Annotated in this window: 19 protein-coding genes and 2 pseudogenes; 15 read left to right on the forward strand and 6 right to left on the reverse strand. The window is 73.0% G+C overall.

The window, feature by feature from the left end:
- Positions 1–178: 178 nt before the first annotated feature.
- Positions 179–2,656 (forward strand): ThuA domain-containing protein, encoded by a 2,478-nt coding sequence (locus tag ABZ948_RS18430; RefSeq protein ID WP_359760744.1) that lies wholly within the window; start codon positions 179–181, stop codon positions 2,654–2,656.
- A gap of 47 nt (positions 2,657–2,703) precedes the next feature.
- Positions 2,704–4,845 (forward strand): OmpL47-type beta-barrel domain-containing protein, encoded by a 2,142-nt coding sequence (locus ABZ948_RS18435; protein WP_359760791.1) that lies wholly within the window; start codon positions 2,704–2,706, stop codon positions 4,843–4,845.
- Here ABZ948_RS18435 and ligD read toward each other — a convergent pair.
- Positions 4,832–5,860 (reverse strand): non-homologous end-joining DNA ligase, encoded by a 1,029-nt coding sequence (gene ligD, locus ABZ948_RS18440; protein ID WP_359760746.1) that lies wholly within the window; start codon positions 5,858–5,860, stop codon positions 4,832–4,834. The two genes, ABZ948_RS18435 and ligD, sit on opposite strands and share 14 nt — an antisense overlap.
- Positions 5,861–5,912: 52 nt before the next feature.
- Positions 5,913–7,676: a SpoIIE family protein phosphatase gene (locus tag ABZ948_RS18445; RefSeq protein WP_359760748.1), complete on the reverse strand. Its 1,764-nt coding sequence runs from the start codon at positions 7,674–7,676 to the stop codon at positions 5,913–5,915.
- A 161-nt stretch (positions 7,677–7,837) separates the two neighbouring features.
- Here ABZ948_RS18445 and ABZ948_RS18450 point away from each other — a divergent pair, with 161 nt between their 5' ends.
- A complete protein-coding gene (locus ABZ948_RS18450) occupies positions 7,838–8,902 on the forward strand; it encodes an ATP-dependent DNA ligase (RefSeq protein ID WP_359760750.1) in 1,065 nt (354 codons plus the stop codon).
- A gap of 13 nt (positions 8,903–8,915) precedes the next feature.
- On the opposite strand, the gene ABZ948_RS18455 is transcribed toward ABZ948_RS18450, so the two are convergent.
- Entirely contained in the window at positions 8,916–10,106 is a 1,191-nt protein-coding gene (locus ABZ948_RS18455; RefSeq protein WP_359760751.1) for a zinc-dependent alcohol dehydrogenase, read from the reverse strand.
- A 203-nt stretch (positions 10,107–10,309) separates the two neighbouring features.
- On the opposite strand from ABZ948_RS18455, the gene ABZ948_RS18460 reads away from it, so the two are divergent.
- Positions 10,310–11,290, forward strand: coding sequence for a DUF3048 domain-containing protein (locus ABZ948_RS18460; protein ID WP_359760793.1), 981 nt, complete (start codon positions 10,310–10,312; stop codon positions 11,288–11,290).
- Between the two features lie 23 nt (positions 11,291–11,313).
- Here the strand turns inward: ABZ948_RS18460 and ABZ948_RS18465 are convergent, their stop codons facing one another.
- Positions 11,314–11,778 (reverse strand): MarR family winged helix-turn-helix transcriptional regulator, encoded by a 465-nt coding sequence (locus ABZ948_RS18465; RefSeq protein ID WP_351333913.1) that lies wholly within the window; start codon positions 11,776–11,778, stop codon positions 11,314–11,316.
- Positions 11,779–11,996: 218 nt separating this feature from the next.
- On the opposite strand from ABZ948_RS18465, the gene ABZ948_RS18470 reads away from it, so the two are divergent.
- From ABZ948_RS18470 to ABZ948_RS18505, 8 genes are all read left to right on the forward strand, one after another.
- A complete protein-coding gene (locus ABZ948_RS18470; protein ID WP_359760754.1) occupies positions 11,997–12,752 on the forward strand; it encodes a CoA transferase subunit A in 756 nt (251 codons plus the stop codon).
- Positions 12,752–13,396, forward strand: a complete 645-nt coding sequence (locus ABZ948_RS18475) for a CoA transferase subunit B (RefSeq protein WP_359760755.1) — start codon at positions 12,752–12,754, stop codon at positions 13,394–13,396. The genes ABZ948_RS18470 and ABZ948_RS18475 overlap by 1 nt, the downstream gene beginning before the upstream one ends.
- Positions 13,393–14,595, forward strand: coding sequence for a thiolase family protein (locus ABZ948_RS18480; protein ID WP_359760757.1), 1,203 nt, complete (start codon positions 13,393–13,395; stop codon positions 14,593–14,595). Before ABZ948_RS18475 ends, ABZ948_RS18480 begins: the two co-directional genes overlap by 4 nt.
- A gap of 120 nt (positions 14,596–14,715) precedes the next feature.
- Positions 14,716–15,489 (forward strand): protocatechuate 3,4-dioxygenase subunit beta, encoded by a 774-nt coding sequence (gene pcaH, locus ABZ948_RS18485; protein ID WP_359760759.1) that lies wholly within the window; start codon positions 14,716–14,718, stop codon positions 15,487–15,489.
- Positions 15,490–15,495: 6 nt separating this feature from the next.
- The gene (gene pcaG, locus ABZ948_RS18490) at positions 15,496–16,101 is read left to right on the forward strand and encodes a protocatechuate 3,4-dioxygenase subunit alpha (protein WP_359760761.1); all 606 of its coding nucleotides are present in this window, start codon (positions 15,496–15,498) and stop codon (positions 16,099–16,101) included.
- Positions 16,098–17,393 carry a 3-carboxy-cis,cis-muconate cycloisomerase gene (gene pcaB, locus ABZ948_RS18495; protein ID WP_359760763.1) on the forward strand — a complete coding sequence of 432 codons (1,296 nt, stop codon included), beginning with the start codon at positions 16,098–16,100 and terminating at the stop codon, positions 17,391–17,393. The genes pcaG and pcaB overlap by 4 nt, the downstream gene beginning before the upstream one ends.
- Entirely contained in the window at positions 17,390–18,511 is a 1,122-nt protein-coding gene (gene pcaDC / locus ABZ948_RS18500) for a bifunctional 3-oxoadipate enol-lactonase/4-carboxymuconolactone decarboxylase PcaDC (RefSeq protein ID WP_359760765.1), read from the forward strand. Before pcaB ends, pcaDC begins: the two co-directional genes overlap by 4 nt.
- 64 nt (positions 18,512–18,575) lie before the next feature.
- Entirely contained in the window at positions 18,576–19,367 is a 792-nt protein-coding gene (locus ABZ948_RS18505; protein WP_359760766.1) for an SDR family NAD(P)-dependent oxidoreductase, read from the forward strand.
- An 18-nt stretch (positions 19,368–19,385) separates the two neighbouring features.
- On the opposite strand, the gene ABZ948_RS18510 is transcribed toward ABZ948_RS18505, so the two are convergent.
- Entirely contained in the window at positions 19,386–22,064 is a 2,679-nt protein-coding gene (locus ABZ948_RS18510) for an ATP-binding protein (protein ID WP_359760768.1), read from the reverse strand.
- 228 nt (positions 22,065–22,292) lie between these two features.
- Between ABZ948_RS18510 and ABZ948_RS18515 the strand changes: the two are divergent.
- The 3 genes and pseudogenes from ABZ948_RS18515 to ABZ948_RS18525 all read left to right on the forward strand — a co-directional run.
- A pseudogene (locus ABZ948_RS18515) lies at positions 22,293–22,502 on the forward strand (MFS transporter); the annotation flags it as partial.
- A 112-nt stretch (positions 22,503–22,614) separates the two neighbouring features.
- Positions 22,615–22,731, forward strand: a pseudogene (locus ABZ948_RS18520) (DUF2510 domain-containing protein); the annotation flags it as partial.
- A gap of 366 nt (positions 22,732–23,097) precedes the next feature.
- Entirely contained in the window at positions 23,098–24,324 is a 1,227-nt protein-coding gene (locus ABZ948_RS18525; RefSeq protein WP_435857529.1) for a hypothetical protein, read from the forward strand.
- Between the two features lie 159 nt (positions 24,325–24,483).
- Here ABZ948_RS18525 and ABZ948_RS18530 read toward each other — a convergent pair whose 3' ends face one another.
- A complete protein-coding gene (locus tag ABZ948_RS18530) occupies positions 24,484–25,092 on the reverse strand; it encodes a TetR/AcrR family transcriptional regulator (RefSeq protein WP_359760769.1) in 609 nt (202 codons plus the stop codon).
- Positions 25,093–25,105: the final 13 nt, after the last annotated feature.

A 25,105-nucleotide genomic window follows, 5' to 3' on the forward strand; every position in this document is an offset into this window, starting at 1 on the left:
CACCCTGGTAAGGCTTTTACGGAGACGTACCTGTGATGAACCTGTGAGACGGTACCGGCCGTACTCCCGTTTATCCACACCCAAGACAAAGTTGGTGTCATCCCGGTCATAGGTATTGGCGAGCCATGCAAAGGGGTTTAGCTTCCTTGGCGGTGTTGCTGTGACCGAGGAGGTGCCCATGCACTTACGAGGGTTGAGCAAGGGAAGACGTGTCTGGGCGGCCTCCGTGGCCGCCGGAGTCGTGACCGCCGGACTCCTGTCCGGGCCCGCCGCGAGCGCGCGTCCGTATCCGGAGCCGCCGCTGACAACGATGTCGATCAAGTCGCCGCCGGGTGGCGCCAACGTACGGGTGCTGATCTTCCACGGTTCCGCGGCCGGCGAGGAGTCGCCGGTGGTGAACGCCGGGATCGAGGCCATCGAGGACATCGGGCTGTCGGGTCCCGCGAACCGCCGCTTCAAGGTCCAGGCGACCGGTGACGCCTCGGTGTTCACCGACGAGGCGCGGCTCGGCCGTTTCAACGCGGTCGTGTTCCTGACCGGCGGGGGCGACGTCCTCGACCCGGAGCAGGAGGCGGGCCTGGAGGCCTACATGGAGGCCGGCGGCGGGTTCGTCGGCGTTCATGACGCGGCGCGGGCGGAGCCGTACTCGGACTGGTTCACCGGGCTGGTGGGGGCCCGCCCGGCCGCGTCGAGCCCGGCGGCCGTGCAGCGGGCGACGGTGGAGGTCGGCGACCGCCGGCACCCGGCCACCAAGGACCTGCCGGTGCAGTGGAAACGCCCGGACAAGTGGCTGAACTGGGTGAAGAACCCCTCGGGTGAGGTCCACACGGTGGCCCGGGTGCGGGAGTCGACCTACCAGCCGGGCACGGGAGCCAACGGCTGGGACCACCCGGTCAGCTGGTGCCGGGACTACGACGGCGGCCGCTCCTTCTACACGGGCATGGGCGGCACGGTGTCGTCGTACGACGAGACCGACTTCCGGGCCCACTTGCGCGGCGCGCTGATGTGGACGACCCGGCTGGAGCAGGCGGACTGCAAGGCGACCATCAACGCCCACTACGCGGCCGAGCGGCTGACCAAGCCCAACCAGCCGGGGCAGAACGACCAGATCGGCGAGCCGCACGGGCTGGTGACCGCTCCCGACGGCCGGGTCTTCTACATCGGCCGGGGCGGTGCCGACTCCTCGCAGCCGGTGATCATCGACTGGAACAACCCCGACATCGGCAAGGGCAAGGGCGAGATCCACGTCTACGACCCGAGGACCAAGCAGGTCACCCTGGCCGGCGCGCTGACCGTCTTCGGCAACAAGGGCGGCGGCGACGAGCTGGTCAAGGTCGAGGAGGGGCTGCTCGGCATCGAGCTGGACCCGAGGTTCGCGCAGAACGGGTGGGTGTACCTGCACTACACGCCGCACTCGGAGATCAACCGCGAGACGCGGATGGCCGAGCGGCGGGTCTCCCGGTTCACGCTCGACCAGGCCACGAACAAGCTGGACCTCGCCAGCGAGAAGGTGCTGTTGAAGTGGCCGGTGCAGATCCACAGTTGCTGCCACTCGGGCGGCGGAATGGCCTGGGACTCCAAGGGCAACCTGTACATCGCCACCGGTGACAACAACTCCAGCGGCTTCAGCGCCGGTTACTCGGGCAACAACCCGCAGCCGAACTACAAGGGCGTCTCCTTCGCGGACGCGCGCCGCACGGCCGGCAACACCAACAACCTCAACGGCAAGATCCTGCGCATCCACCCGGAGCCGGACGGCACGTACACGCTGCCCGAGGGCAACCTCTTCACCGGGAAGGAGACCGACGAGGGCGGCGGCAAGACGCGCGGCGAGATCTATGTGATGGGCGTGCGCAACCCGGCGCGCATCTTCGTCGACAAGTCGACCGACGTGCTCTACGCGGGCTGGGTCGGACCGGACGCGAGCGCGCCCTCGACGACCTGGGGTCCGGCCAAGTACGACACGTTCGCCGCCATCACCAAGGCGGGCAACCGGGGCTGGCCGTACTGCATGGGCAACAAGCAGCCCTACCGCGACCGCAATCTCCCGGACCCGTCCAAGCCGCTGGGCTGGTACGACTGCGACCGGCCGAAGAACGAGTCGCCGAACAACGACGGCCTGGTCAACCTGCCGCCGGTGACCGGCAACAACATCTGGTACTCGCCGCAGGGCGGTGCGCCGGACTACCCGCGGGACGCGAACGGTGTCCCGTCGTACAAGCCGGAGGAGGCCACGTACAGGCTGCCCTGGCTGAAGGGCGGTGGCCAGGCGGCCATGAACGGGCCGGTGTACCGGTCCGACGCGGTCGCGGCCGACAGCACCGTCAAGTGGCCGGCCTACTGGGACGGCAAGTGGTTCGTCGGCGACTTCTACGACGCCGACCAGCCGCGCAACGCGGTGCTCATGGACCCGAAGACGCAAGGAGACGGCGGACTGCCGGTGCACTCGGAGTCGCTGAAGAGGATCGTGCCGATCGGCAACGACGGCATCAAGAACCTCATGGACTGGAAGTTCGGTCCGGACGGCGCGCTGTACGTCCTCGACTACGGGCGCGGCTTCTTCACCTCCGACTCCAAGTCCGCCCTGTGGCGGGTCGTCTACAAGGGCGGCGGGCCGACCCCGGCCGCCGGTCAGCTGGCGAGGGGGACCGAGTGATCCGGCAGCGAAGAATCTGGGCCGCCCTGCTGGCCGCCCTGCTCGTGATGCTCGGCGTGCAGGCGATGCCCGCGGCCGGGCAGGCACAGGCGCCGGCCGCCGAACAGGTGCTCACCTGGACGGCCGGCAACGACATCGACAAGTACCTGTCGGCGCCGAAGACGGCCGTCGCCGGTCAGGCCACGATCGTCTTCGAGAACAGCACGGCCACCGGCAACACCACGGGCATGCCGCACACGCTGACGTTCGTGACCAGCGACCCCGAGTTCAACAGCGACGTGCAGCTGAACATCCTGGCCAACCCGAACGACGCCCAGGGCGGCAAGCACACCGCCCAGGTCACGCTCACGCCGGGCCGGTACTTCTACCACTGCACGATCCCCGGCCACGGCCAGATGCAGGGCATCCTCACGGTGACCGAGGGCACGGGCGAGGACACCACCGCGCCGGAGGCGTCGGCGCACGTCAGCGGCACGCAGAACACGCAGGGCCAGTACGTCGGCTCGGCGAGCGTGGCGCTGCACGCCACCGACGAGGGCGGCTCCGGCGTGGACCGGATCGAGTACGCGCTCGGCGACGCGGGCGCCTGGCAGCCGTACACCACGCCGGTCGTGGTCGACCAGGTCGGTGACCACACAGTCCGCTACCGGGCGTTCGACAAGGCGGGCAACGTCTCCGCCGAGAAGAGCGCCGCGTTCACGGTCGTGGCACCGCAGTCGGACGACACGACCGCGCCGGAGACCTCGGCGACGGTGACCGGCGAGCGGAACGCGGACGGGGCGTACATCGACATGGCGACGGTCACCGTCTCCGCGTCCGACACCGGCTCCGGGGTGAACACGATCGAGTACGCGATCGGTTCCGGCGCCTGGCAGCCGTACACCGCGCCCGTGATGGTCCACCAGGTGGGCGCGCACACCGTCCGCTACCGGGCCACCGACAAGGCGGACAACGTGGCGGCGGAGAAGAACGTGCGGTTCACGGTCGTCGCGGCACCGCCGCAGGACACGACCCCGCCGGTGACGGGCGTGACCGTGGAGGGCACGAGGAACTCCGACGGGGCGTACGTCAACAGCGCCCGGGTGACCGTCACGGCGACCGACGCGCATGGTTCGGGCGTCGAGCGGATCGAGTACTCGCTCGACGGCGGGCCGTACCTGGCCTACTCGGCGCCGGTGGTGGTCGACCGGGCCGGTGCGCACACCGTGGCCTACCGGGCGACCGACGAGGCCGGCAACACCTCGGCGGCCCGCACGGTGACCTTCACGGTCGTCTCCGGCGGGGTGCCGGCGCCCGACTGCCCGGAGTACGACGAGCGGCTGACGGTGTTCGTCGGCACGGTCGACTCGGGGGTGCGCAACCGGGTCACCGACAACCGGTGCCGGATCGGCGAGCTGATCGAGGACGAGAAGGAGTGGACGTCCCACGCGCTGTTCCTCAAGCACGTCACGTCCGTCCTGGACGCGCTGCTGAAGGAAGGCGTGATCGACCAGCGCGAGTACAACGCGATCCGCAAGGCGGCCCGCCAGTCGGGCGTCGGCAAGCCGGGGCAGACCGAGGGCTACCGGGCGATCTTCGACGGCAGCGCGGAGTCCCTGGCCGAGTGGCAGCATGTGGGCGGCGGTTCGTTCGGGCTGAACCCGGACGGCACGATCACCTCCAGCACCGCCACGCCGGGCATGGGCATGCTGTGGTTCCCGCAGCGCAAGTACGGCGACTTCTCGCTGAAGCTCCAGTGGCGTGACGACGCGCCCGGCACCGGCAACGCCAACTCGGGTGTCTTCGTCCGCTTCCCCTGGGTCCACGACCACCCGGAGGAGCCGCGCCCGGAGTGGGTCGCCATCAAGTACGGGCACGAGGTGCAGGTGCTCGACCGGCCCGACGGCGACATGTACAAGACGGGCTCGGTCTACGGCTTCGACCGCGTGGGCCTGGCCGGTGCCGGGGTGACGCAGAAGGGCACCTGGAACGACTACGAGATCCGGGTGGAGGGCCAGCACTACTCGGTGTTCCGCAACGGCGTGCTGATCAACGAGTTCGACAACACCGGCGGCCAGGAGTTCAGCCCGCCCCGCGCGGACGACCCGGGCACGGACGGGCGGCGGTTCGCCTCCGGCTACATCGGGCTCCAGGTGCACGGCACGACGGACGTGGTCTCGTTCCGCGACATCCGGATCAAGGAGTTGTAGGAGGCGCCTGTTTGCGGGCCCTGCTCGGCTGTACCCGTCTGGGTTCCCCCGGCATCTTCGGATACTCGGGCGGGTACGGCAGGTCGCCAAGACCGTGGTCGTGTTCGTCGCGGCGGGCGAGGTCGAGCAGGGCTTCCAGGGAGTAGCGGTGGTCGTCCATGTCCGCGTGCACGTCGCCGAGTTCGGCGAAGCGCGCGGGCATCGTCGCGAGGTCGAAGTCCCGCGGGTGCGCGACGCCGACCTCGTCCCAGCGCAGGGGCGCGGAGACGGGGGCGTGCGGGCGGGGCCGTACGGAGTAGGCGGAGGCGATCGTGCGGTCGCGGGCCGTCTGGTTGTAGTCGAGGAAGATGCGCTCGCCGCGTTCCTCCTTCCACCACTTGATGGTGACCTGCTCGGGCATCCGCCGTTCCATCTCCCGGCCGACGGCGATGGCGGCGCGCCGGACCTGGGTGAAGGTCCAGCGCGGTTCGATGGGCACGAACACGTGCAGGCCCCGGCCGCCCGAGGTCTTGGGGAAGCCGCGCAGTCCGCCGAACTCGTCGAGCACCGCCCGCAGTTCGTGGGCGGCGCGGACGGCGTCCTCGTAGTCGGTGCCGGGCTGCGGGTCGAGGTCGATGCGCAGTTCGTCCGGGCGGTCGACGTCGTCGCGGCGGACGGGCCAGGGGTGGAAGGTGAGCGTGCCGAACTGGGCGGCCCACACCACCGCTCCCACCTCGGTGGGGCACATCTCGTCGGCGCTGCGGCCGCTGGGGAAGGTGATGTGCGCGGTCGGGATCCAGTCGGGCATGTTCTTCGGCGCCCGCTTCTGGAAGAAGTTCTCGCCGCTCACGCCCTCGGGGTAGCGCTCCAGGGTGGTCGGCCGGTCGCGCAGGGCGCGCAGGATGCCGGGGCCGACGGCCAGGTAGTAGCGGGCGAGGTCCAGCTTGGTGAAACCGCGCTCGGGGAAGAACACCTTGTCCGGGCTGGACAGCCGTACGGTCCGGCCGCCCGCCTCCAGTTCCACCGCGTCACCCATGCTCGCCACGGTAGGCGCAGGTCCCGGGCCTCGCACGCGGAGCGTTCCGGCGTCACGCGGTCCGCAGGCGGGTGGCCAGCAGCGTGACGTCGTCCTCGGTGGTGCCGTGCACGAGCCGCGCGACGAGGGCGTCGACGACGCTCTCCACCGGGCCTTCGAGATCGAGGCTCAGATGGGTCAGGCGCCGCAGCGAGGAGTCGATGTCCATCCGGCGGTCCTCGATCAGGCCGTCGGTGTACATGAGGAGCACGGATCCGGGGCGCAGGGGCAGGGTGAGCGCCTCGTAGCCGCCGAGGTCGGTTCCCAGGGGCGGGCCGGTCGGCACGGGCAGGAGGTCGGCGGGGGCGTCGCGGTGCAGCAGGACGGGCGGCGGGTGTCCCGCGCTCGCGAAAGTGCACCTGCCGTCGCGGGGGTCGACGAGGGCGAGCAGACAGGTGGCCACGCGATCCAGGCCGATGCTCGCCAGCCGGTGGTCGGCCTCCTGCAGGATCCGGTCGACGGGGGCGCCGGTGACGGCGATGCTGCGCAGCAGTGAGCGGTACTGGCTCATGGCGACGGCCGCCGTGAAGCCGTGCCCCATCACGTCGCCCATCACCTGCAGGGTGCGGCCCGACGGCAGGGCCATCGAGTCGAACCAGTCCCCGCCGACGAGGGCGCGCTGCCCCGCCGGGAGGTACCGGGAAGCCGTCTCGACGTCCGGGTGCGGGGTGCCCGGCTCGGACATCAGGGCCCGTTGCAGCTCCAGTGCCATGGTGTGTTCGAGGGTGTACTGCCGGGCGTTGTCGATGGAGACGGCGGCACGGGCGGCGAGTTCCTGGGCCACGACGACGTCCTCGTCGGTGAAGGGGCCCGAGTCGCCGGCCCGGCACAGGTAGACGACGCCGATCGAGTGCTCCCGCGTCGGCAGCGGGACCATGAGGATGGAGTGGATGCCCAGTTCGCGGAAGACGTCCAGGTTGAACGACGTGCGGACCATCTTCATCAGGACGTCGTCGGAGGCCAGGTTCGCCAGCCAGGGGCGGCCCGTGTCCAGGCAGCCGCGGGGTGGCGCGTCGCGCGGGATGTCGAAGTAGTAGCCGGCCTTGGCGATGAGGCCGACGCGGCCGAGGACGTCCGGGCCGCCCGCCGAGGCGATGACGCGCAGCCTCAGGACGCCGGGGGCCGGTGGCGGCACGTCGTCGACGGCTCCCTCGGTGTCCAGCGTCCACACCGACGCCCGGTCCGCCAGGCTCGGCACGACGAACTCGGCGAGTTCGGCGCAGGTCTTCTCGACGCAGAGGGTCGTGCCGACCCGCATCGCGGCGGTGTCCAGCAGGGCGAGGCGCTGGTGGGCCCGCTCCAGGTCGTCCATGTACTGGCGCAGTCCGCTGACCTCCACGGCGATGCCGCACAGGCCGAGCACGCGGCCGTGGTGCTCCAGCCGGTGGTAGACCGCGCTCCACTGGCGCTCCCGGAACGGCGACGGGGCGCGGGTGGTGCCGGTGACGGACAGCGCCCTTGGGCGGCCGTCGCCGAGGACCATGCGCAGGACGTCCTCCGAGCGGTGGACGCCCGGCAGCACCTCGGCCATGGTCCGGCCGTGGAACGCGTCGGAGGGCACACCGCCCATGCGGGCCATGGCGGCGTTGACGTACCGGAAGCGCAGCCGCTCGTCCAGGATGGCCACGGCGGCCGGGGTGCCGTCGAGGACGTTGCGGAGGATCTTGTACTCGTGTGCCTGCTCGACGGCCTCGGCGGGCGCTTCGGCGAGCAGGGACAGCAGCGCGTCGTCGGCACCGGAGAAGAGCGTTGTCAGCGGAAGCTGGTCGAAGCCCACGCGGATCCTCCTCGTCCGCACCCCTGGTCGGAGCACGCCACGCGTTCCAGTGTGTCGCCGATGGCAGTCCTCCGCATCCGCGGGTGATCCCGTGCTGACCTGCGGCTTTCGGCGGCGGTGCTCGACAGGCGGACGGCTGGGGCGGCTCTTAGAGTCGAGGCATGGATCTGCCCGTGATGCCTCCCGTGCTGCCGATGCTCGCCAAGTCCGTGGCGGCGATCCCTGCGGGCATGCAGTACGAGGCCAAGTGGGACGGCTTCCGCGCGATCGTGTTCCGCGACGGGGACGAGGTCGAGCTCGGCAGTCGTACCGGGAAGCCGTTGACCAGGTACTTTCCCGAGCTGGTGACGGCCGTGCGGGAGCGGTTGCCCGAGCGGTGCGTGGTGGACGGGGAGATCGTGATCGCGCGGGAGGGGCGGCTGGACTTCGACGCGCTGACGGAGCGGATCCACCCGGCGGACTCGCGGGTGCGGACGCTGGCCGAGCGGACACCGGCCTCACTGGTCGCCTTCGACCTGCTGGCGCTCGGGGACGAGTCGCTGATGGACGCCCCGCTGACCGGCCGGCGGGAGCGGCTGGCCGGGGAGCTGTCCGGGGTGCGGGCGCCGGTGCACCTGGCGCCGGCGACCACGGACATCGGGGTGGCGCGGCAGTGGTTCGAGGAGTACGAGGGGGCGGGTCTGGACGGTGTCATCGCCAAGCCGCTGACCGTGCGCTACCGCCCGGACGAGCGGGCCATGTTCAAGATCAAGCACGAGCGGACGGCGGACGTCGTCGTCGCCGGGTACCGGCTGCACAAGAGCGGCCCGGTCGTGGGCTCGCTGCTGCTGGGCCTGTACGACGAGCGGGGCGCGCTGCAGCACGTGGGCGTGTCGGCCGCCTTCCCGATGAAGCGGCGCGCCGAGCTGGTGGCGGAGCTGGAGCCGCTGCGCATGGACGACGTGGCCGGGCACCCGTGGGCCGCCTGGTCCGACGAGGCCGCGCACGAGAAGGCCCGGCTGCCCGGGGCGCCGAGCCGCTGGTCGGGCCGGAAGGACCTGTCGTGGGTGCCGCTCAGGCCGGAGCGGGTGGCCGAGGTGGCGTACGACCACATGGAGAACGGGCAGCGCTTCCGGCACACCGCCCGTTTCCGCCGCTGGCGCCCCGACCGGACCCCCGAGAGCTGCACGTACGCGCAGTTGCAGGAGCCGGTCCGCTACGACCTGGCGGAGATCCTCGGCCGTTGAGGGCCGGGGCCGCTCAGGGCTGCATCAGGACCTTGACCGCGCCGTCCTGCTTGCGCTGGAACATCTCGTACGCGTGCGGCGCCTCGGACAGCGGCACCCGGTGGGTGGCGAAGTCGTCCACGCCGAGCGGGTCCTCGTCGGTCAGGTACGGGATGATGTCGTCGCTCCAGCGCCGGACGTTGGCCTGGCCCATGCGCATCTGGATCTGCTTGTCGAACAGGGTGAGCATGGGCATCGGGTCGGCCATGCCGCCGTAGACGCCGGAGAGCGAGATGGTGCCGCCGCGGCGCACCAGGTCGATGGCGGTGTAGAGGGCGGCGAGGCGGTCGATGCTGAAGCGTTCGGCGAGGGGGCCGCTCAGCTTGCGGGGCATGATCGCCGTGGCCTGCTGGGCGAGCTTGGCGGCCGCGCTGCCGTGGGCCTCGGTGCCGACGGCGTCGATCACGGCGTCGGGGCCGCGTCCGTCGGTCTCGTCGCGGATGGCGGCGACGAGTTCCTTCTCGTCGTCGAAGGACCTGAGGTCGTACGTCTCCACGCCGCGCGCGCGGGCCCGGCTCAGCCGCTCGGGCACCAGGTCGACGCCGAAGACCCGGCCGGCGCCGCGCACCTGGGCGATGCGGCAGGCCATGTCGCCGATGGGGCCGAGGCCGAGCACGGCGATGCTGCCGCCCTGCGGGATGTCGGCGTAGGCGACCGCCTGCCAGGCGGTGGGCAGCACGTCGGAGAGGTAGACGAAGCGGTCGTCGGGCGGTCCCTCGGGGACCTTGATCGGTCCGTACTGCGCCTGCGGGACGCGCAGGTACTCGGCCTGGGCGCCCGGCACCGCGCCGTACAGGCGGGTGTAGCCGAACAGGGCGGCGCCCATGCCCTCGCCGTGGACCTGGGTGGTCTCGCACTGGGTGGGCAGGCCGGTGAGGCACATCCAGCAGTTGCCGCAGGCGATCTGGAAGGGCACCACGACCCGGTCCCCCGCCTGGAGGTCCGGGACGCCGGCGCCGACCTCCTCGACGATGCCCATGGGTTCATGGCCCAGGATGTCGCCCGGGGTCATGAACGGGGTGAGCACCTCGTACAGGTGCAGGTCGGATCCGCACAGCCCGCTGGAGGTGATGCGGATGATCGCGTCCGTCGGTTCCTGGATCTGCGGATCGGGCACGTCCTCCACGCGCACATCCCGTTTGCCCTGCCAGGTCACTGCCCTCATCGCCTCGCGCTCCCTCCGTCAGCGTGCGCGTCGGTCGGTCGGCGACGCCCGGGTACCCGGGCGTCCCGCGCTGAACCTTGGGCCGATCGACGGACACCGCGCGGACACCGCCCCGCCGGCCACGACCGGGTATGGCCATCGATGGTCAGATAAGCGCACAATCAAGACAAATCGATGACAGGGGCGCGGTGGCGACGGTGGGCATGGGACGAGGGGCGCGCGGACGGCGCGCCGCGACGACGGCGGCGCTGCTGGCCGCCACGGTGACGGCGGCCCTGGCCGCGGGCTGCACGAACGGGGGCGGCACCACCGACGACGGGCGCGGATCGGCCCAGGAGTCGGAGCAGCAGACCTCCCCCTCGGCGACCGGCCGTTCCGTCCTCGCCGTCAAGATCGACAACGCTCGCGCGGCCCGGCCCCACACGGGCGTCGACGCCGCGGACGTCGTGTACGTGGAGCAGGTCGAGGGCGGGCTGAGCCGGCTGATGGCGGTGTACGCGACCCGGGTGCCGGAGACCGTCGGCCCGGTGCGCAGCGCACGCGAGTCGGACCTCGAACTGCTGCGCCAGTTCGACCGGCCCACGCTCGCCTTCTCCGGCGCGCAGAAGAAGCTGCTGCCCCTCATCGACAAGGCGCCGCTGGAGGCGGAGACCCCGGGCAGCTCCCCCGACGCCTTCTTCCGCGGCTCCGGCCGGCCCGCCCCCTACAACCTCTTCCTGCGGGCCGAGCGGCTCGTGCCCGAGGCCCCGGGCCAGGCGGCCCTGACCACCGGTTTCCGCTACGGCTCCGCTCCGGCGGGCGGCACGGCGACGGCCTCGCAGACGGTGCGCTACCCGGCGGCCCGTTTCACCTTCACCTGGTCGGACGCCCGCGACCGCTGGCTGGTCGGCATGGACGGCGCGCCCGCCACGACCGCCGACGGCAAGCGGATGGCGGCCGCCACCGTCGTCGTGCAGTACGTGAAGGTGCGCGAGTCCGCCTTCCGCGACTTCCTCGGCAACAACACGCCGTACACCGAGACGGTCGGCTCCGGGAAGGCGAAGGTGCTGCGCGACGGGCGGGCCTACGACGTGAACTGGAAACGCGGGGACGCCGCCGACGGCACGGCGTTCACCACCGGCGACGGCACGCCGGTGAACTTCGCGAAGGGCCAGGTGTGGGTGGTGTACGCCAAGGCGTCCTGACCCCTGCGCACGGGCCGCGCGGGTCAGCCGGGCGCCACCAGGGGCTCCTCTGGGTTGCGCAGTCCCTCGGCCGCGTCCGCCACCCGCCGGATGAGGTCGAAGAACACCGTCCGCTCCTCGGCGGTCAGCGGGGCGAGGAAGACCTGGTTCATGCGGGCGGTGCGCACGGTCAGCTTGCGGTGCGTGCGCACGCCCTCGTCGGTGAGGCGCAGCAGGAAGCGGCGGCCGTCCTGCGGGTCGCGGACCTTGTCGAGCAGTCCGCGCCGGCCGAGCCGGCTGATCACCTCGGCGATCGTGGACCGGTCGAGTCCCACCCGCTCCCCCACCGTGCGCTGGTCCAGACCCGGCTCGGCGACGAGCGTGTTGAGGACCGCGAACTGCGGCGAGGTGATCTCCTCGGAGACCATCGTGTTCCACAGCAGGTAGTGCGCCTGCTGGAGCCGCCGGGCCAGGTGCCCGGGGTGGGTGGTGAGGTCCGCCGCCGCCATGTGCACCCCTCGCTCGTCTTGCCGGTCGTATTCGTCGGTGCACTGAACGATACCCGGCCACGGCAGGGCTGTCTGCCGTCCATGGAAGCGATCGAGGGCGTATACGGCGAGGTCTTGACGCCCCGCCGACCCGATGGCAGCGTGAGGGGAGCTTCGCGGAAATAATCAGTGCCCTGATTAATTCGGTCGGGTCGCTCGGAAGAGATGGGGCTTCTCGGATGGACAAGGTGGTCGCCACAGCCCTGGAGGCGGTGGCCGACGTGCCGGACGGCGCGTCGCTCGCGGTGGGCGGTTTCGGGCTGAGCGGTGTGCCGAACGTGCTGATCCAGGCGCTCCACGAGCGCGGGGTCGCCGGGCTGTCGGTGGTCTCCAACAACTGCGGGGCGATGGAGTCCGGCCTCGCGGTCCTCCTCGCCGCCGGCCGGATCGCCCGGGTGACCGGCTCCTACATCGGCGCCAACAAGGAGTTCGCCCGCCAGTACCTGGCCGGCGAGCTGGAGGTCGAGCTGATCCCGCAGGGCACGCTCGCCGAGCGGCTGCGGGCGGGCGGCGCCGGGATCCCCGCCTTCTACACCCCGGCCGGGGGGGGCACCCAGGTCGCCGAGGGCGGGCTGCCGTGGCGCTACGACGGCGAGGGCGGGGTCGCGCTGGCCTCGCCGCCGAAGGAGGTCCGGGAGTTCGACGGCACCGAGTACGTGCTGGAGCGGGCCATCCGCACCGACTTCGCCCTGGTCCGCGCGGCCCGCGGCGACCGGCACGGGAACCTGGTGTTCAACAAGTCCTCCCGCAACTTCAACCCGCTGGCCGCGATGGCCGGCCGGGTCACGATCGCCGAGGTCGAGGAGCTGGTGGAGCCGGGCGAGATCGACCCGGACGCGGTGCACCTGCCGGGCATCTTCGTGCAGCGGGTGCTCGCGCTGACTCCGGAGCAGGCGGCGGACAAGAAGATCGAGCAGCGGACGGTGAGGTCCTGATGGCCTGGACGCGCGAGGAGATGGCCGCGCGGGCGGCGCGGGAGCTGAGGGACGGGCAGTACGTCAACCTCGGCATCGGCCTGCCCACGCTCATCCCGAACTACCTCCCCGAGGGCGTCGAGGTCGTCCTCGAATCCGAGAACGGCATCCTCGGCACCGGCCCCTACCCCACCGAGGACACCGTCGACCCGGACCTGATCAACGCCGGGAAGGAGACGGTGACGGTCCTGCCGGGCGCGTCCTTCTTCGACTCGGCGCTGTCGTTCTCGATGATCCGCGGCGGGCACATCGACGTCGCCGTGCTGGGCGCGATGCAGGTTTCGGAGAAGGGCGACCTGGCCAACTGGGCCATCCCCGGCAAGCTGATCACCGGCATCGGCGGGGCCATGGACCTGGTGCACGGCGCCCGCACGGTCGTCGTCGTCATGACGCACACCGCCAAGGACGGCTCGCCGAAGATCCTCACCGAGTGCGCCCTGCCGCTCACCGGCAAGGGCTGCGTGAACCGGATCATCACCGACCTCGGCGTCCTCGACGTCACCGACGACGGGCTCGTGCTGGTGGAGACCGCCCCGGGCGTGACGGCCGACGAGATCGCGGCCAGGACCGACGCCCGGCTGACCGTGCCGGAGGGCGTGCGGTGAAGGACGTCTACATCGTCGACGCGGTCCGCACGCCGATCGGCCGCTACAACGGCGGTCTCGCGAGCGTGCGCCCGGACGACCTGGCCGCGCACGCGATCCGTGAACTCCTCGCCCGGACGCCGGAGCTGGACCCGGCCCGGATCGAGGACGTGTACTTCGGCAACGCCAACGGCGCCGGCGAGGAGAACCGCAACGTCGGCCGCATGGCCGCCCTGCTCGCCGGGCTGCCCACGTCCGTGCCGGGTGTGACCGTCAACCGGCTGTGCGCCTCCGGCCTGGAGGCCGTGATCCAGGCGGCCCGGGCCATCGCGCTCGGCGACGCGTCCATCGCGCTGGCCGGGGGCGTCGAGTCCATGACCCGCGCGCCGTACGTGCTGCCGAAGAACGACAAGCCCTTCCCGGCCGGGCACACCGAGCTGTACTCGACGACGCTCGGCTGGCGGATGGTCAACCCGCGGATGGAACCGCAGTGGACGATCCCGCTGGGCGAGTCGGCCGAACTCATCGCGGACAAGCACAAGATCGGCCGGGAACAGCAGGACGAGTTCGCGCTGGCCTCCCATGAGAAGGCCGCACAGGCGCAGCGGGCCGGGTTCTTCGACGCCGAGTCGGCGCCGGTGGAGATTCCGCAGCGCCAGGGTGACCCGGTGGTGTTCGCCGCCGACGAGTGCGTCCGTCCGGACGCCTCCCTGGCGGCGATGGCCAGGCTGAAGCCGTCCTTCCGTCCGGAGGGCGGGACGGTGACGGCGGGCAACGCGTCGCCGCTCAACGACGGTGCGGCGGCGCTGCTCCTCGTCGACGAGGAGGGTCTGAGGGCCACGGGGCGCGAGCCGCTGGCCCGGGTGTCGGCCACCGGCGTCTCCGCGACCGACCCGCACTACTTCGGGCTGGCGCCCGTGGAGGCGGTCAACCGGGCGCTGGCCAAGGCCGGCAAGGGCTTCGACGACCTGTCCGTGCTGGAGCTGAACGAGGCGTTCGCGGCGCAGGTGCTGGGGTGTGTGGCCGAGTGGCCCGAGTTCGATCCGGCGATCCTCAATCCGCAGGGTGGCGCCATCGCTCTCGGGCATCCGCTGGGCGCGTCGGGGGCTCGGCTCGCCGGGACGGTTGCCCATCAGCTCGCCCGGCGTGGCGGCGGGGTGGGTGTGGCCACGCTCTGTATCGGGGTGGGCCAGGGTCTTGCGCTCGTTCTGGAACGCTGAGCAATGCGCGCGGCTGCGGGCCGTCCGTGGCCGGTCGCGCCCGCGCGGCGGAGCCGCACATCGACACAGCCCCGCGCCCCTGAAGGGGCGCGCTTCCCCTCACGAATTCCAGGAATCCCCATGACTCTCACCCAGCACGACATCGACCAGGAGATCGCGGCCGAGCACGCCGCCTACGAGAAGCGGCTCGCCGACGGCGGGCCCGTCGAGCACCACCCGCGCCGGGACTACGCGCCGTACCGCTCCTCGGTGCTCCGCCACCCGAAGCAGCCACCGGTCACCATCGACGTCAGCAAGGACCCGGAGCTGGTGGAGCTGGCCGGGCCGGCCTTCGGGGAGCGGGACATCACCGAGATCGACAACGACCTCACCCGGCAGCATCACGGCGAGCCGATCGGCGAGCGCATCACCGTCTCCGGGCGGCTGCTGGACCGCGACGGCCGCCCGGTGCGGGGCCAGCTCGTGGAGATCTGGCAGGCCAACTCGGCGGGCCGCTACGCCCACCAGCGCGAGCAGCACGACGCCCCGCTGGACCCGAACTTCACGGGCGTGGGCCGCACCCTCACCGACGACGAGGGCCGCTACCACTTCACCACCATCCAGCCGGGCCCGTACCCGTGGCGCCAGCACCTCAACGCCTGGCGGCCGGCGCACATCCACTTCTCGCTCTTCGGCACGGCGTTCACCCAGCGCCTCGTCACCCAGATGTACTTCCCGAGCGACCCGCTGTTCCCCTACGACCCGATCATCCAGTCGGTGACGGACGACGCGGCCCGGCAGCGACTGGTCGCGACGTACGACCACAGCCTGTCGGTGCCGGAGTTCTCCATGGGCTACCACTGGGACATCGTGCTGGACGGCCCGCGGGCCACCTGGATCGAAGAAGGGCGCTGACCTGCCATGACGAGGATCGACACCAACCGTCCCGAGAGCGTGCTGCCCACCCCTTCGCACACCGTCGGCCCGTTCTACGGCCACGCCCTGCCGTTCCGCGGCGGCGAGGACATCGCACCCGCCGGGCACCCGGACACGGTCACCGTGCACGGCTACGTCACCGACGGCGAGGGCAAGCCGCTGCCCGACGCCCTGATCGAGCTGTGGGGCCCGGACCCGGAGGGCAACCTGCCCACCGCCGACGGCTCGATGCGGCGCGACCCGGCCTCGGGCGGGTTCCTGGGGCGCAACGGCGTGGAGTTCACCGGCTGGGGCCGCATCCAGACCGACACCGACGGGCACTGGTACGCGCGCACCCTGCGGCCGGGGGCGCGCGGGCGGAACGCGCCGTACCTCAGCGTGTGCGTCTTCGCCCGGGGGCTGCTCGTGCACCTGTACACCCGTATCTACCTGCCGGGCGAGGCGGCGGTGCTCGCCGCCGACCCGCTGCTGTCCCGGCTGGAGGACGGGCGCCGCGACACGCTGATCGCCGCGGAGGAGGCGAGCGGCACGTACCGTTTCGACATCCGCCTTCAGGGCGAAGGCGAGACGGTCTTCCTGGAGTTCCAGTGACAGCTGCGCCCGACGACACCGGTCTGCTCGGCCCCGGCTGGGCCGGCTCGGCGGCCGCGTCCGCCACGAGCGACGAGGCGTACCTGCGGGCGCTGCTCGACGCGGAGGCCGCCCTGACCCGGGCCCAGGCGGCGCTGGGGCTCGTCCCGGCCGAGGCGGCCACGGCGGTGACCGAGGCGGCCGGCTCCGGCGGCTTCGACGTACGGTCCCTGGCGGGGCGGGCCCGCGCGGGCGGCAACCCCGTCATCCCCCTGGTCGCGGACCTCACGCAGGCCGTCGGCGAGGCGTACGGCCCCTACGTCCACCGGGGCGCCACCAGCCAGGACATCATGGACACCGCGACGATGCTGGTCGCCGCCCGGACGCTGGACCTGATCCTCGCCGACCTCGGTGGCACCGCGCAGGCCCTGTCCCGCCTGGCCGCCGCGCACCGTGACACGGCGATGCCGGGGCGGACGCTCACCCAGCACGCCGTACCGACCACGTTCGGGCTGAAGGCGGCCGGATGGCGGTCGCTGGTCCTCGACGCGCGGGACCGGGTACGGGCCGTACGCGCGTCCCTGCCCGTCCAACTCGGTGGCGCGGCGGGCACATTGGCCGCCTTCGGGGCGTACGGAGCGGACGATCCGACCGCGCTGCCGGTGGCGTACGCCCGCGAACTCGGCCTGCGGGCACCCGACCTGCCCTGGCACACCCTGCGCACGCCCGTCGCCGATCTCGCCGGGTGCCTGGCCTTCACGGCGGGCGCGCTCGGCAAGGTCGCCGTGGACGTCCTCACCCTCTCGCGCACCGAGATCGCCGAGGTCGCGGAGGGCAGCGGCGGCGGCTCGTCCGCCATGCCGCACAAGGCCAACCCGGTACGGTCCACGCTCATCGCCTCCGCCGCGCGGCGGGCACCGCAGCTCGCGGCCACGCTGTACGGGTCGCTGGCCGCGGAGGACGAACGGCCGGGCGGGGCCTGGCACGCGGAGTGGGAGCCGCTGCGGGACCTGCTGCGGCTGGCCGGCGGGGCCGCCCGGGACGCCGTCGAACTGGCCGAGGGGCTGCGGGTCAGGCCCGGGGCCATGCGCGCACACCTCGATCTCACGGGCGGGGCGATCGTCTCCGAGCGGCTGTCCGCCGAACTGGCCCCGGTGCTGAGCCGGGCGGGGGCCAAGGAGCTCCTCACCCGGCTTGCCGCCGAGGGGCGCCCCCTCTCCGAGGCGCCCGAGCTGGCGGACGCCGACCTCGACCCGACCCACTACACGGGCTCCGCGGGGGCCCTCACCGACCGTGCCCTGGAGCGACGTTGACCCTGCTGAACCACCGTGCCGAAGGGCCCGATTCCGCGCCGCCCCTGCTGCTCGGCCCCTCCCTCGGCACGTCGTACGCCCTGTGGGACAAGGTGGCGCCCGAGCTGTCGATCACGCACCGGGTGGTGCGCTGGGACCTGCCGGGGCACGGCGGTTCCGCGGCCGATCTCATCGCGGCGGGTGCGACGGTGGACGACCTCGCCGCCCTGGTGCTGGCGCTCGCCGACTCGCTCGGGATCGAGCGGTTCGCGTACGCGGGCGTGTCACTGGGCGGGGCCGTGGGACTGCACCTCGCGGTGCACCATCCGCGGCGGCTGTCGTCGCTGGCTGTGATCTGCTCCTCCGCCCACTTCAACGGATCCAGGCCGTGGGAGGAGCGGGCCGCGCTGGTACGGCGGGAAGGACTGGCCGGGCTGGCGGAGAACGCGGACGCCCGCTGGTTCACGTCCGGGTTCACCGTGCCGCGGCTGGTCGACGACCACCGCCGGGCCGACCCCGACGCGTACGCCGCCTGCTGCGACGCGCTCGCCGCGTTCGATCTGCGGGACCGGCTGGCCTCGATCGCCCTGCCGACCCTGCTGGTCGCCGGCCGCGACGATCCCGCGACACCGCCCGCGCACCTGCGGGAGATCGCCGACGCGGTGCCGGGCGCGGCGCTCGTCGAGATCCCCGGCGCCTCGCACCTGGCGCCCGCGCAGTGCCCGGAGGCGGTGCTGACCGCGCTCCGCGCCCACCTGGGCGGGCCGGCCGGACGCGGGATGGAGGTGCGGCGCGAGGTCCTCGGCGATCCGCACGTCGACCGGGCCCAGGCCCGGCAGACGCCCTTCACGGCCCGCTTCCAGGACTTCATCTCGCGCTACGCCTGGGGCGAGATCTGGACCGACCCGACGCTGTCGCGCCGCGAGCGCAGCATGATCACCCTCACCGCGCTGGTCGCGCACGGCCACTACGACGAGCTGGCCATGCACGTCCGGGCGGCACGCCGCAACGGGCTCACGCCGGAGGAGATCGGCGCGGTGCTGCTGCAGACGGCGGTGTACTGCGGGGTGCCGGCGGCGAACTCGGCGTTCGCGACGGCCCAGCGGGTGCTGGCCGAGGAGGACCCGGCCGCAGGGTGACCCTGCCGGTCGTAGCCTCGACGGTGGCTCGCTCGGACGCGCGCCGCGTGCCTACGGTGGGGGCATGTCGACCATCCTGATCACCGGTGCCACCTCGGGTCTCGGCCGGTACGTGGCCTTCGAACTGGTCCGCTCGGGGCATGTCGTCCTCGTCCACGGCCGGGACGCGGACCGCGCCGAGCGGCTGGCCGAGGAGCTGCGGGCCGAGGGGGACGCCGAGGCGTTCGTCGCCGACCTGGCCTCGCTGGCGCAGGTGCGCGAGCTGGCCGGGCATGTCGCCGACGCGCATCCCGAACTCGACGTACTGGTCAACAACGCGGGGGTGGGCTTCGGGTCGCCCGGGGCGGGCCGTGAGCTGAGCGCCGACGGGCACGAGCTGCGGCTCGCCGTCAACTACCTGGCGCCGGTGGTGCTGACCCGGGCCCTGCTGCCGGTGCTGCGGGCGAACGCGCCGGCCCGGATCGTCAACGTCGGCTCGGCCGGTCAGGAACCCCTCTCCTTCGACGACCCCGAGTTCAGCCGCGGCTACGACGGCGTCTCGGCGTACTGCCGCAGCAAGTTCGCGCTCGCCGCGCACACCTTCGCGCTCGCCGAGGAGTTGGAGGGCACCGGTGTCGCGGTGAACGTGCTGCACCCGGCGACCTACATGGACACGGCCATGGTCCGCGAGGCGGATGTCACGCCGTGGAACACGGTCGCCGACGGGGCGGCGGGGGTGCTGGCCCTGGCCACGCGGGAGCCGGGCAGCGGCCGGTACTTCGACGGGACGCGTCCGGCACGGGCCCATGAGGCGGCCTACGACCCGGGTGTGCGGGCGCGGCTGGCGGCCGTGACGGAGCAGCTGGTGCGCGTCTGAGTCACCGGGGTGCGGTGGTCAGCGCGGCCCGGCGCCCGACTCCAGTTCCGCGCGGGCCCGCGCCACGAGTCCGTCCGCGCCGCACGAGACCGCCAGGTCCAGGCCGCGCCGGAGGTCGGTCACCGAGCGGGCGGCGATGCCGTACTCGATGCGGGCCGCCGCGTGCTCGTACTGGCAGGGTGAGGCCTCCAGGTAGGTGACGGCCTGGCCGGCGAGCCGGACCGCGCGCTGGCCGGTCTCCAGGGCGGCGGCGCAGCGCAGGGCCTCGCCTATGGCGGTGTCCGTGCCGAAGCGCTCGGCCTGGCGGCGGACGTCGACGGCGAGCCGGGCGGCCCGGGCCGGGTCCTCGGTGGCGAGGGCGCGGGCGAGGTCGGCCGCCCAGGGGACGAGCACCGGGTTGTGGTGGCCGCGGGCCGCCGCCGCCTTCTCGGCGGCCTCCAGTTCGTTGACGCCGTCCTTGGTGCGGCCCACGGCCAGCAGCAGCCGGCCGCGCACCGAACGCGGGTCCGGCAGCACGATGGTGGACGGGTAGGGCGGGGCGAAGCCGTGGTGTTCGGCGACGTCCCAGGCCTCCTGGACGTGGCCGCGGGCGAGGAGCGTGTCGACGAGGTTGCAGGTCGCGGACCAGTACAGGGGCAGACCGCGGCCGACGCGCTCGGCGAGGCGCAGCGACTCGCGCAGGGCCGCCTCCGCCTCCTTCAGCCGGCCCCGCCTGCGGTGTCCGAGTCCGACGTAGGCGTGGGCCAGGGCGAGGTGTCCGCCGCTCCAGCCGGCCGTCTCGTAGGCGCGCAGGGCTTCGTTGTAGAGGGCCTCGGCGCGGTCGAGGCGGTCGGTGAAGGCGTACGCGTTGGCGAGCATCAGCAGCAGCTCGATGCCCCACTCGGTGTCGGTCCAGCCGAGGCCGGGGGCCAGGCGGCCGTTGACGAGGGCACGGTCGCACAGTTCGGCGACGACCTCGGCGTTCTCCCCGTGCATCAGGGCGTCGAAGCCGCGCAGGATGAGCAGGGCGCGTTCGGAGTTGTCCCGGCCGGTGCAGGTGCTCGCGAGGTCGGCGAGCCGGCGGGAGCGGTCGGGTGAGGTGGCCTCGCCGGCGTGGATGCCCTCCCACATGAAGTGCACGGCCTGCAGCCGCATCCGGGCGGGTCCGGGCCGGAGCCGGGCGGCCTCCGCCTCGACCGTGCGGACGGCCTCCTCCAGCTGGTCGTTGTGGAGCAGCGCCTGGGAGAGCCGGAAGACGGCGTCCACCCGCTTGTCGCCGTCGAGGCCGGGCATGCCGAGCGCGGCCCGCAGCTGGCTGATGGTGCGGGCGGGTGCGGTGAGGAAGGTCGCCTCGGCCAGCTCGTACAGCACGTGCGGGTGTGTCTCGGGCCGGGGCGGCTCCTTCAGGGCGCGTTCCAGGCAGCGGCGGGCGGCGTCGGGGGCGCCGACGGCGAGGTGCTCACGGGCGGCCTCGCGCAGTTGCCCGACGAGTTCCTCGTCGTCCGGGTGGACTTCGAGGAGGTGGCGGGCGGCGGCCGCGGCGCCGTGCCCCTCGTCGGTGACGATGCGGGCGGCGATGCCGTGCATGGCGGTGCGCAGGGCGTCCGGGATGGAGTTGTAGACGGCGGTGGCGATGAGCGGGTGGACGAACTCCAGGTCGCCGTCGGCGGTCCGCCCGGTCGCGGGGTCCGGGGCGGTGAGGATGCGGGCGGTGCGCAGCAGTTCCGCGCACCGGCGGGCGTCCTCGGGCTTCAGGGTGGCGAGTTTGGCGACCAGGTCGACGGAGATGCCGGTGCCGAGGATGGCGGCGGCCCACGCGAACCGCGTGGCGTCGATGCCGAGTTCCTCCAGGCGGGCGACGAGGCCGCCGCCGCGGGCCGAGCGGTTGAGCTCGCGCAGCTCCCCGGCGCGGGTCTCGACCGGTTCGAGTTCGCTGTCCTGCACCTTGGCGAGGAGTTCGACGGTCTCGTAGGGGTTGCCTGCGGTGACGGCCCAGACCTCGCGGCAGAACGCGGCGTCGGCGTGCGTGCCCAGGGTGGCGCGGGTGAGTCCGGCCGTGGCGTCCGGGGTGAGGGCGCTCAGGGTGGTGACGGGGCCGGCCGCGGCGGCGACCCTGTCGAGGTGGCGGGCGCTCGCGCCGGGGGCCTCGTCCGGGCGGCGGGTGACGACGACCAGGACGGACATCTCGTCGATGCGCTCGGCGAAGGAGGCGAGCCAGTGCAGCGTCTCCTGGTCGGCCCAGTGGGCGTCGTCGATCAGCAGCACCAGCGGCCAGTCCCGGCGGGCGAGCCGGCGCACCGCGGCGACCAGGCCGTCGCACACGCCCTGCGGGTCGGCCTGCCGGTCGCCGGGGTCCGCTATGCCGAGGGCGGGGCCGGCGATGTCGTACCAGTCGCCGAGGTACTCGCGCGCCTCCTCCGGGAGCATCGACATGAGCGCCGGCTGCAGTAACTGCCGTACGACGTTGAAGGGGACGGACCGGAGGGTCTCGCCGCCGCGGGCCGACCAGACGGTGCAGCCGCGTGCCTCGGCGATGCGGCGGGTTTCGGCCAGCAGCGCGGTCTTGCCGAGTCCGGCATCGCCGCGGAAGACCAGCAGTCCGCCGGACGAGGAGCGGTCCGCGCACAGAGCGTCGACCGCCCGCGTGACGGCGGCGACTTCCTCGTCGCGCTCCCACAGGGAAGCCGAGGAGGCGGCCGTGGGCCGTACCTCCGTCATCCCGTTACCTCCCCAAGTCGCCCGAACGACGTACAGACGTCGAGCGTAGCCGTCCGATTGCCTGAGTGGAGGATGCTCGGGGCACCTGTTGCCGTGACGGGTGACACCGGGGGCGGACGGGCGACGCATCCGGCCCGTCACCAGCCGCCTTTCGGGTCAACGGCGTGCAATTGCAAGGGAGGTGACGGCCATTCACCGGGACCGGGGGCACGCGGGGGCCGACGGGCGCTGGGGGCGGGGTCGGTGGGCGACCCCGTCGAGTGGTACGAGTTCGGCGTCTACGTCTCCTTCGCGACGATCATCGTGGCGCGGTTCGTCACGCCGGAGGGCGGCAGTGGGATCGGGGGTCTGGTGAAGACGTACGCCCCGTTCGCGCTCGCGTTCTTCTTCCGTCCCGTCGGGGCGGCGCTTTTCGGCCGACTGGTCGACCGGGTCGGGCCGGGCTGCGGCTTCCGCCGCCTTCCTGTCGCGGGCCCGCGCGGCTGCTTGTGGAACGACGGAGTCCGACTCCTCTCATGCCTCTTTCACCGACGCCTCATACGGTGGGGGCATGACGCAGGAGACGCCTCCCGGGTGGTACCCCGACCCCGGACAGACAACTGACGGGCCCGCCACGGAACGCTGGTGGGACGGCAAAGCCTGGACGGACCGCATCCGCCCGGCACAGCCGCCCGCGACCTGGGGTCCCCCGGCGACGGCGGCCGCGCCCGCGGACCCGCCCCCGGGAGCCACGCCCGAAACGGCTTCCACGAAGCAGTCGACCGGCGCGCGGCAGCCGCAAGCCGGACAGCCGAGCGGTAAGGAGGCCGCACCGACCGACGGCGGACAGCCGGGAGCCGCCGGAGAGCCGGGGGCCGCCGGGCAGACGGGCGGCGGCGAGACAGTGCCGACCGGCGACGGGCAGCCGGGAGCCGCCGGAGAGCCGGGGGCCGCCGGGCAGACGGGCGGCGGCGAGACAGTGCCGACCGCCGGCGGACAGCCGGGAGCCGCCGGACAGCCGGAGGCCACCGGGCAGGCGAGCAGCGGCGAGACAGTGCCGACCGGCAGCGGACAGCCGGGAGCCGCCGGAGAGGCGGGGGCCACCGGGCAGGCGAGCAGCGGCGAGACAGTGCCGACCGGCAGCGGACAGCCGGGGGCCGCCGGGCAGGCGAGCGGGGCCGGGGCAGCGGGAGCACCCGCGTATCCAGGGGGTGCCGGACAGCCGGTCGGGCCGGGCGCCCCGGGAGTTCCCGGGCAGCCGGGAGCCGCTGGGTACCCCGGTGCCCCCGCGGGCGCGGGAGCCGTCGGGCACGCGGGCGGTGTCGGGTATCCGGCGGCCGCCGGGAACGCGGCCGGGGTCGGGTATCCGCCCGGTGCCGGGTATCCGGCGGCCGCGTACCCCGCCTACCCCGCCGCGCCTCCGGCCGGCCAGGGGCGGCGGTTGCGGACCGGGATAGCCGTGGGGGTGGCCGTCGTCGTGCTCGCGAGCATCGGTGTCGGCGTGTACGCGCTCACCGACAACGGCGGCTCGGGCGGCGGTACCGCCTCCTCGCAGGGACCGGGCGGCCAGGGCGGGCCGTTCGGCGGGCCGGGCGGAACCGGAGGGTCGGGCGGGTCCGGGGGTTCCGGTGGATCCGGTGGATCCGGGGGATCCGGAGGCCCTGGGGACTCCGGCGGCTCCGGCGGCTCCGGCGGCTCCGGCGGGCAGAGTCCGCAGCCCGGGCAGCCCCGGCAGTCCGAGCCGCCGAAGGTCAGGAGCGGGTCCGTGACCGACGCGGTCAGCGGGATCAGCCTGCCCATCCCGGAGGGCTGGTACGGCCAGGAGCTCACGGTCGGCGCGCAGGTGACGTCCGACGACTCCTACAAGTGCCCCGGCGACACCTCCTCGACCTGCACCAAGGGCGGCGCCTACTCGGCACCGGCGCTCGCCCTGGGCACCAAGGGCGACACCCCCGAGGAGATCGCCAAGGCGGACATCGCGGCGAACGCCGAGGAGTCCTACGGCGGCAAGTCCTACGGCGGCATCACCTCCCACGACGTGCTGGCCTCCGAGGCGGTGACCGTCGCCGGCCAGAAGGGCTACCTGGTCCGCTGGAAGGCCGTCACGAGCAAGGGCGCCGACGGCATCGTGGAGTCGCTCGCGTTCCCCTCCCCGGCGAACGCGCGGCAGATGGTCGTCGTCCGCTTCGGCGTCGACGCCGACCAGAAGGAGTCCGTCCTCGACGACATCACCAAGGGCATCAAGGTGTCGACGGACGGCGGCAGCGGCCAGGACGTCTGACCCGTCCCGGGCGCTCCCCCGGCACCGGTCGGCCGGGTGGGGCGCCCCCGCCGCTCACGGGGGAACCCCACCCGGCCGGGGGGTGCGCGCCGCCCCCGTCCCCACGGGTCGGCGCGATCGGGTCACCGTCCGGTCATCCGGCGGACGGCGGCCCGGGTCTCAGGTCAGGCCCAGCGCGGGCAGCACGGCGGCCTCCACGAAACGCACCAGGTAGTCCGGGTCGGCCGGTTCGCCCTCCAGCACGGGCCGCAGGCGCAGCACGCCGAGCATCTGCGCCGGGATGTACTCCAGCGCCGGGTGGTCGGCCGGCACCTCACCCCGCTCGACCCCGCGCCGGATGATCCCCTGCAACGCGGCGATCTCCGGCTCGACCACCGCCTCGCGCAGCGCGCGCTGCAGCTCCGGGTCCTGGGTGGCGGCGTGGGCGAGCGCCTGGAGGAGTTTGGTGTCCCGGCCCGACAGGTCGCCCATGGCCCGCGCCGCGGCGCGCAGATCGTCGGCCAGCGAGCCGGTGTCGACGCAGCGCGTCCGCCGGTGCGAGCGCAGCGCCGCCGCCACGAACTGCGGCTTGGTCTTCCACTGACGGTAGAGCGTGGACTTGCTGCACCGGGTGCTGGCGGCGATCCCCTCCATGGTCAGGGAGTCGTAGCCGCACTCGCGGAGCTGTTCCAGCACGGCGTCGAAGAACTCCTGCTCACGCTCCGGCGTGATCTTGGAGCGGCGCGAGGAACCGACCTGCTCGGGTCGGTCCGCAGCCTGCGACGTCATGGGCGGTGCTCCT

This window comes from Streptomyces olindensis (assembly GCF_040645895.1).
Lineage (GTDB): Bacteria > Actinomycetota > Actinomycetes > Streptomycetales > Streptomycetaceae > Streptomyces > Streptomyces olindensis.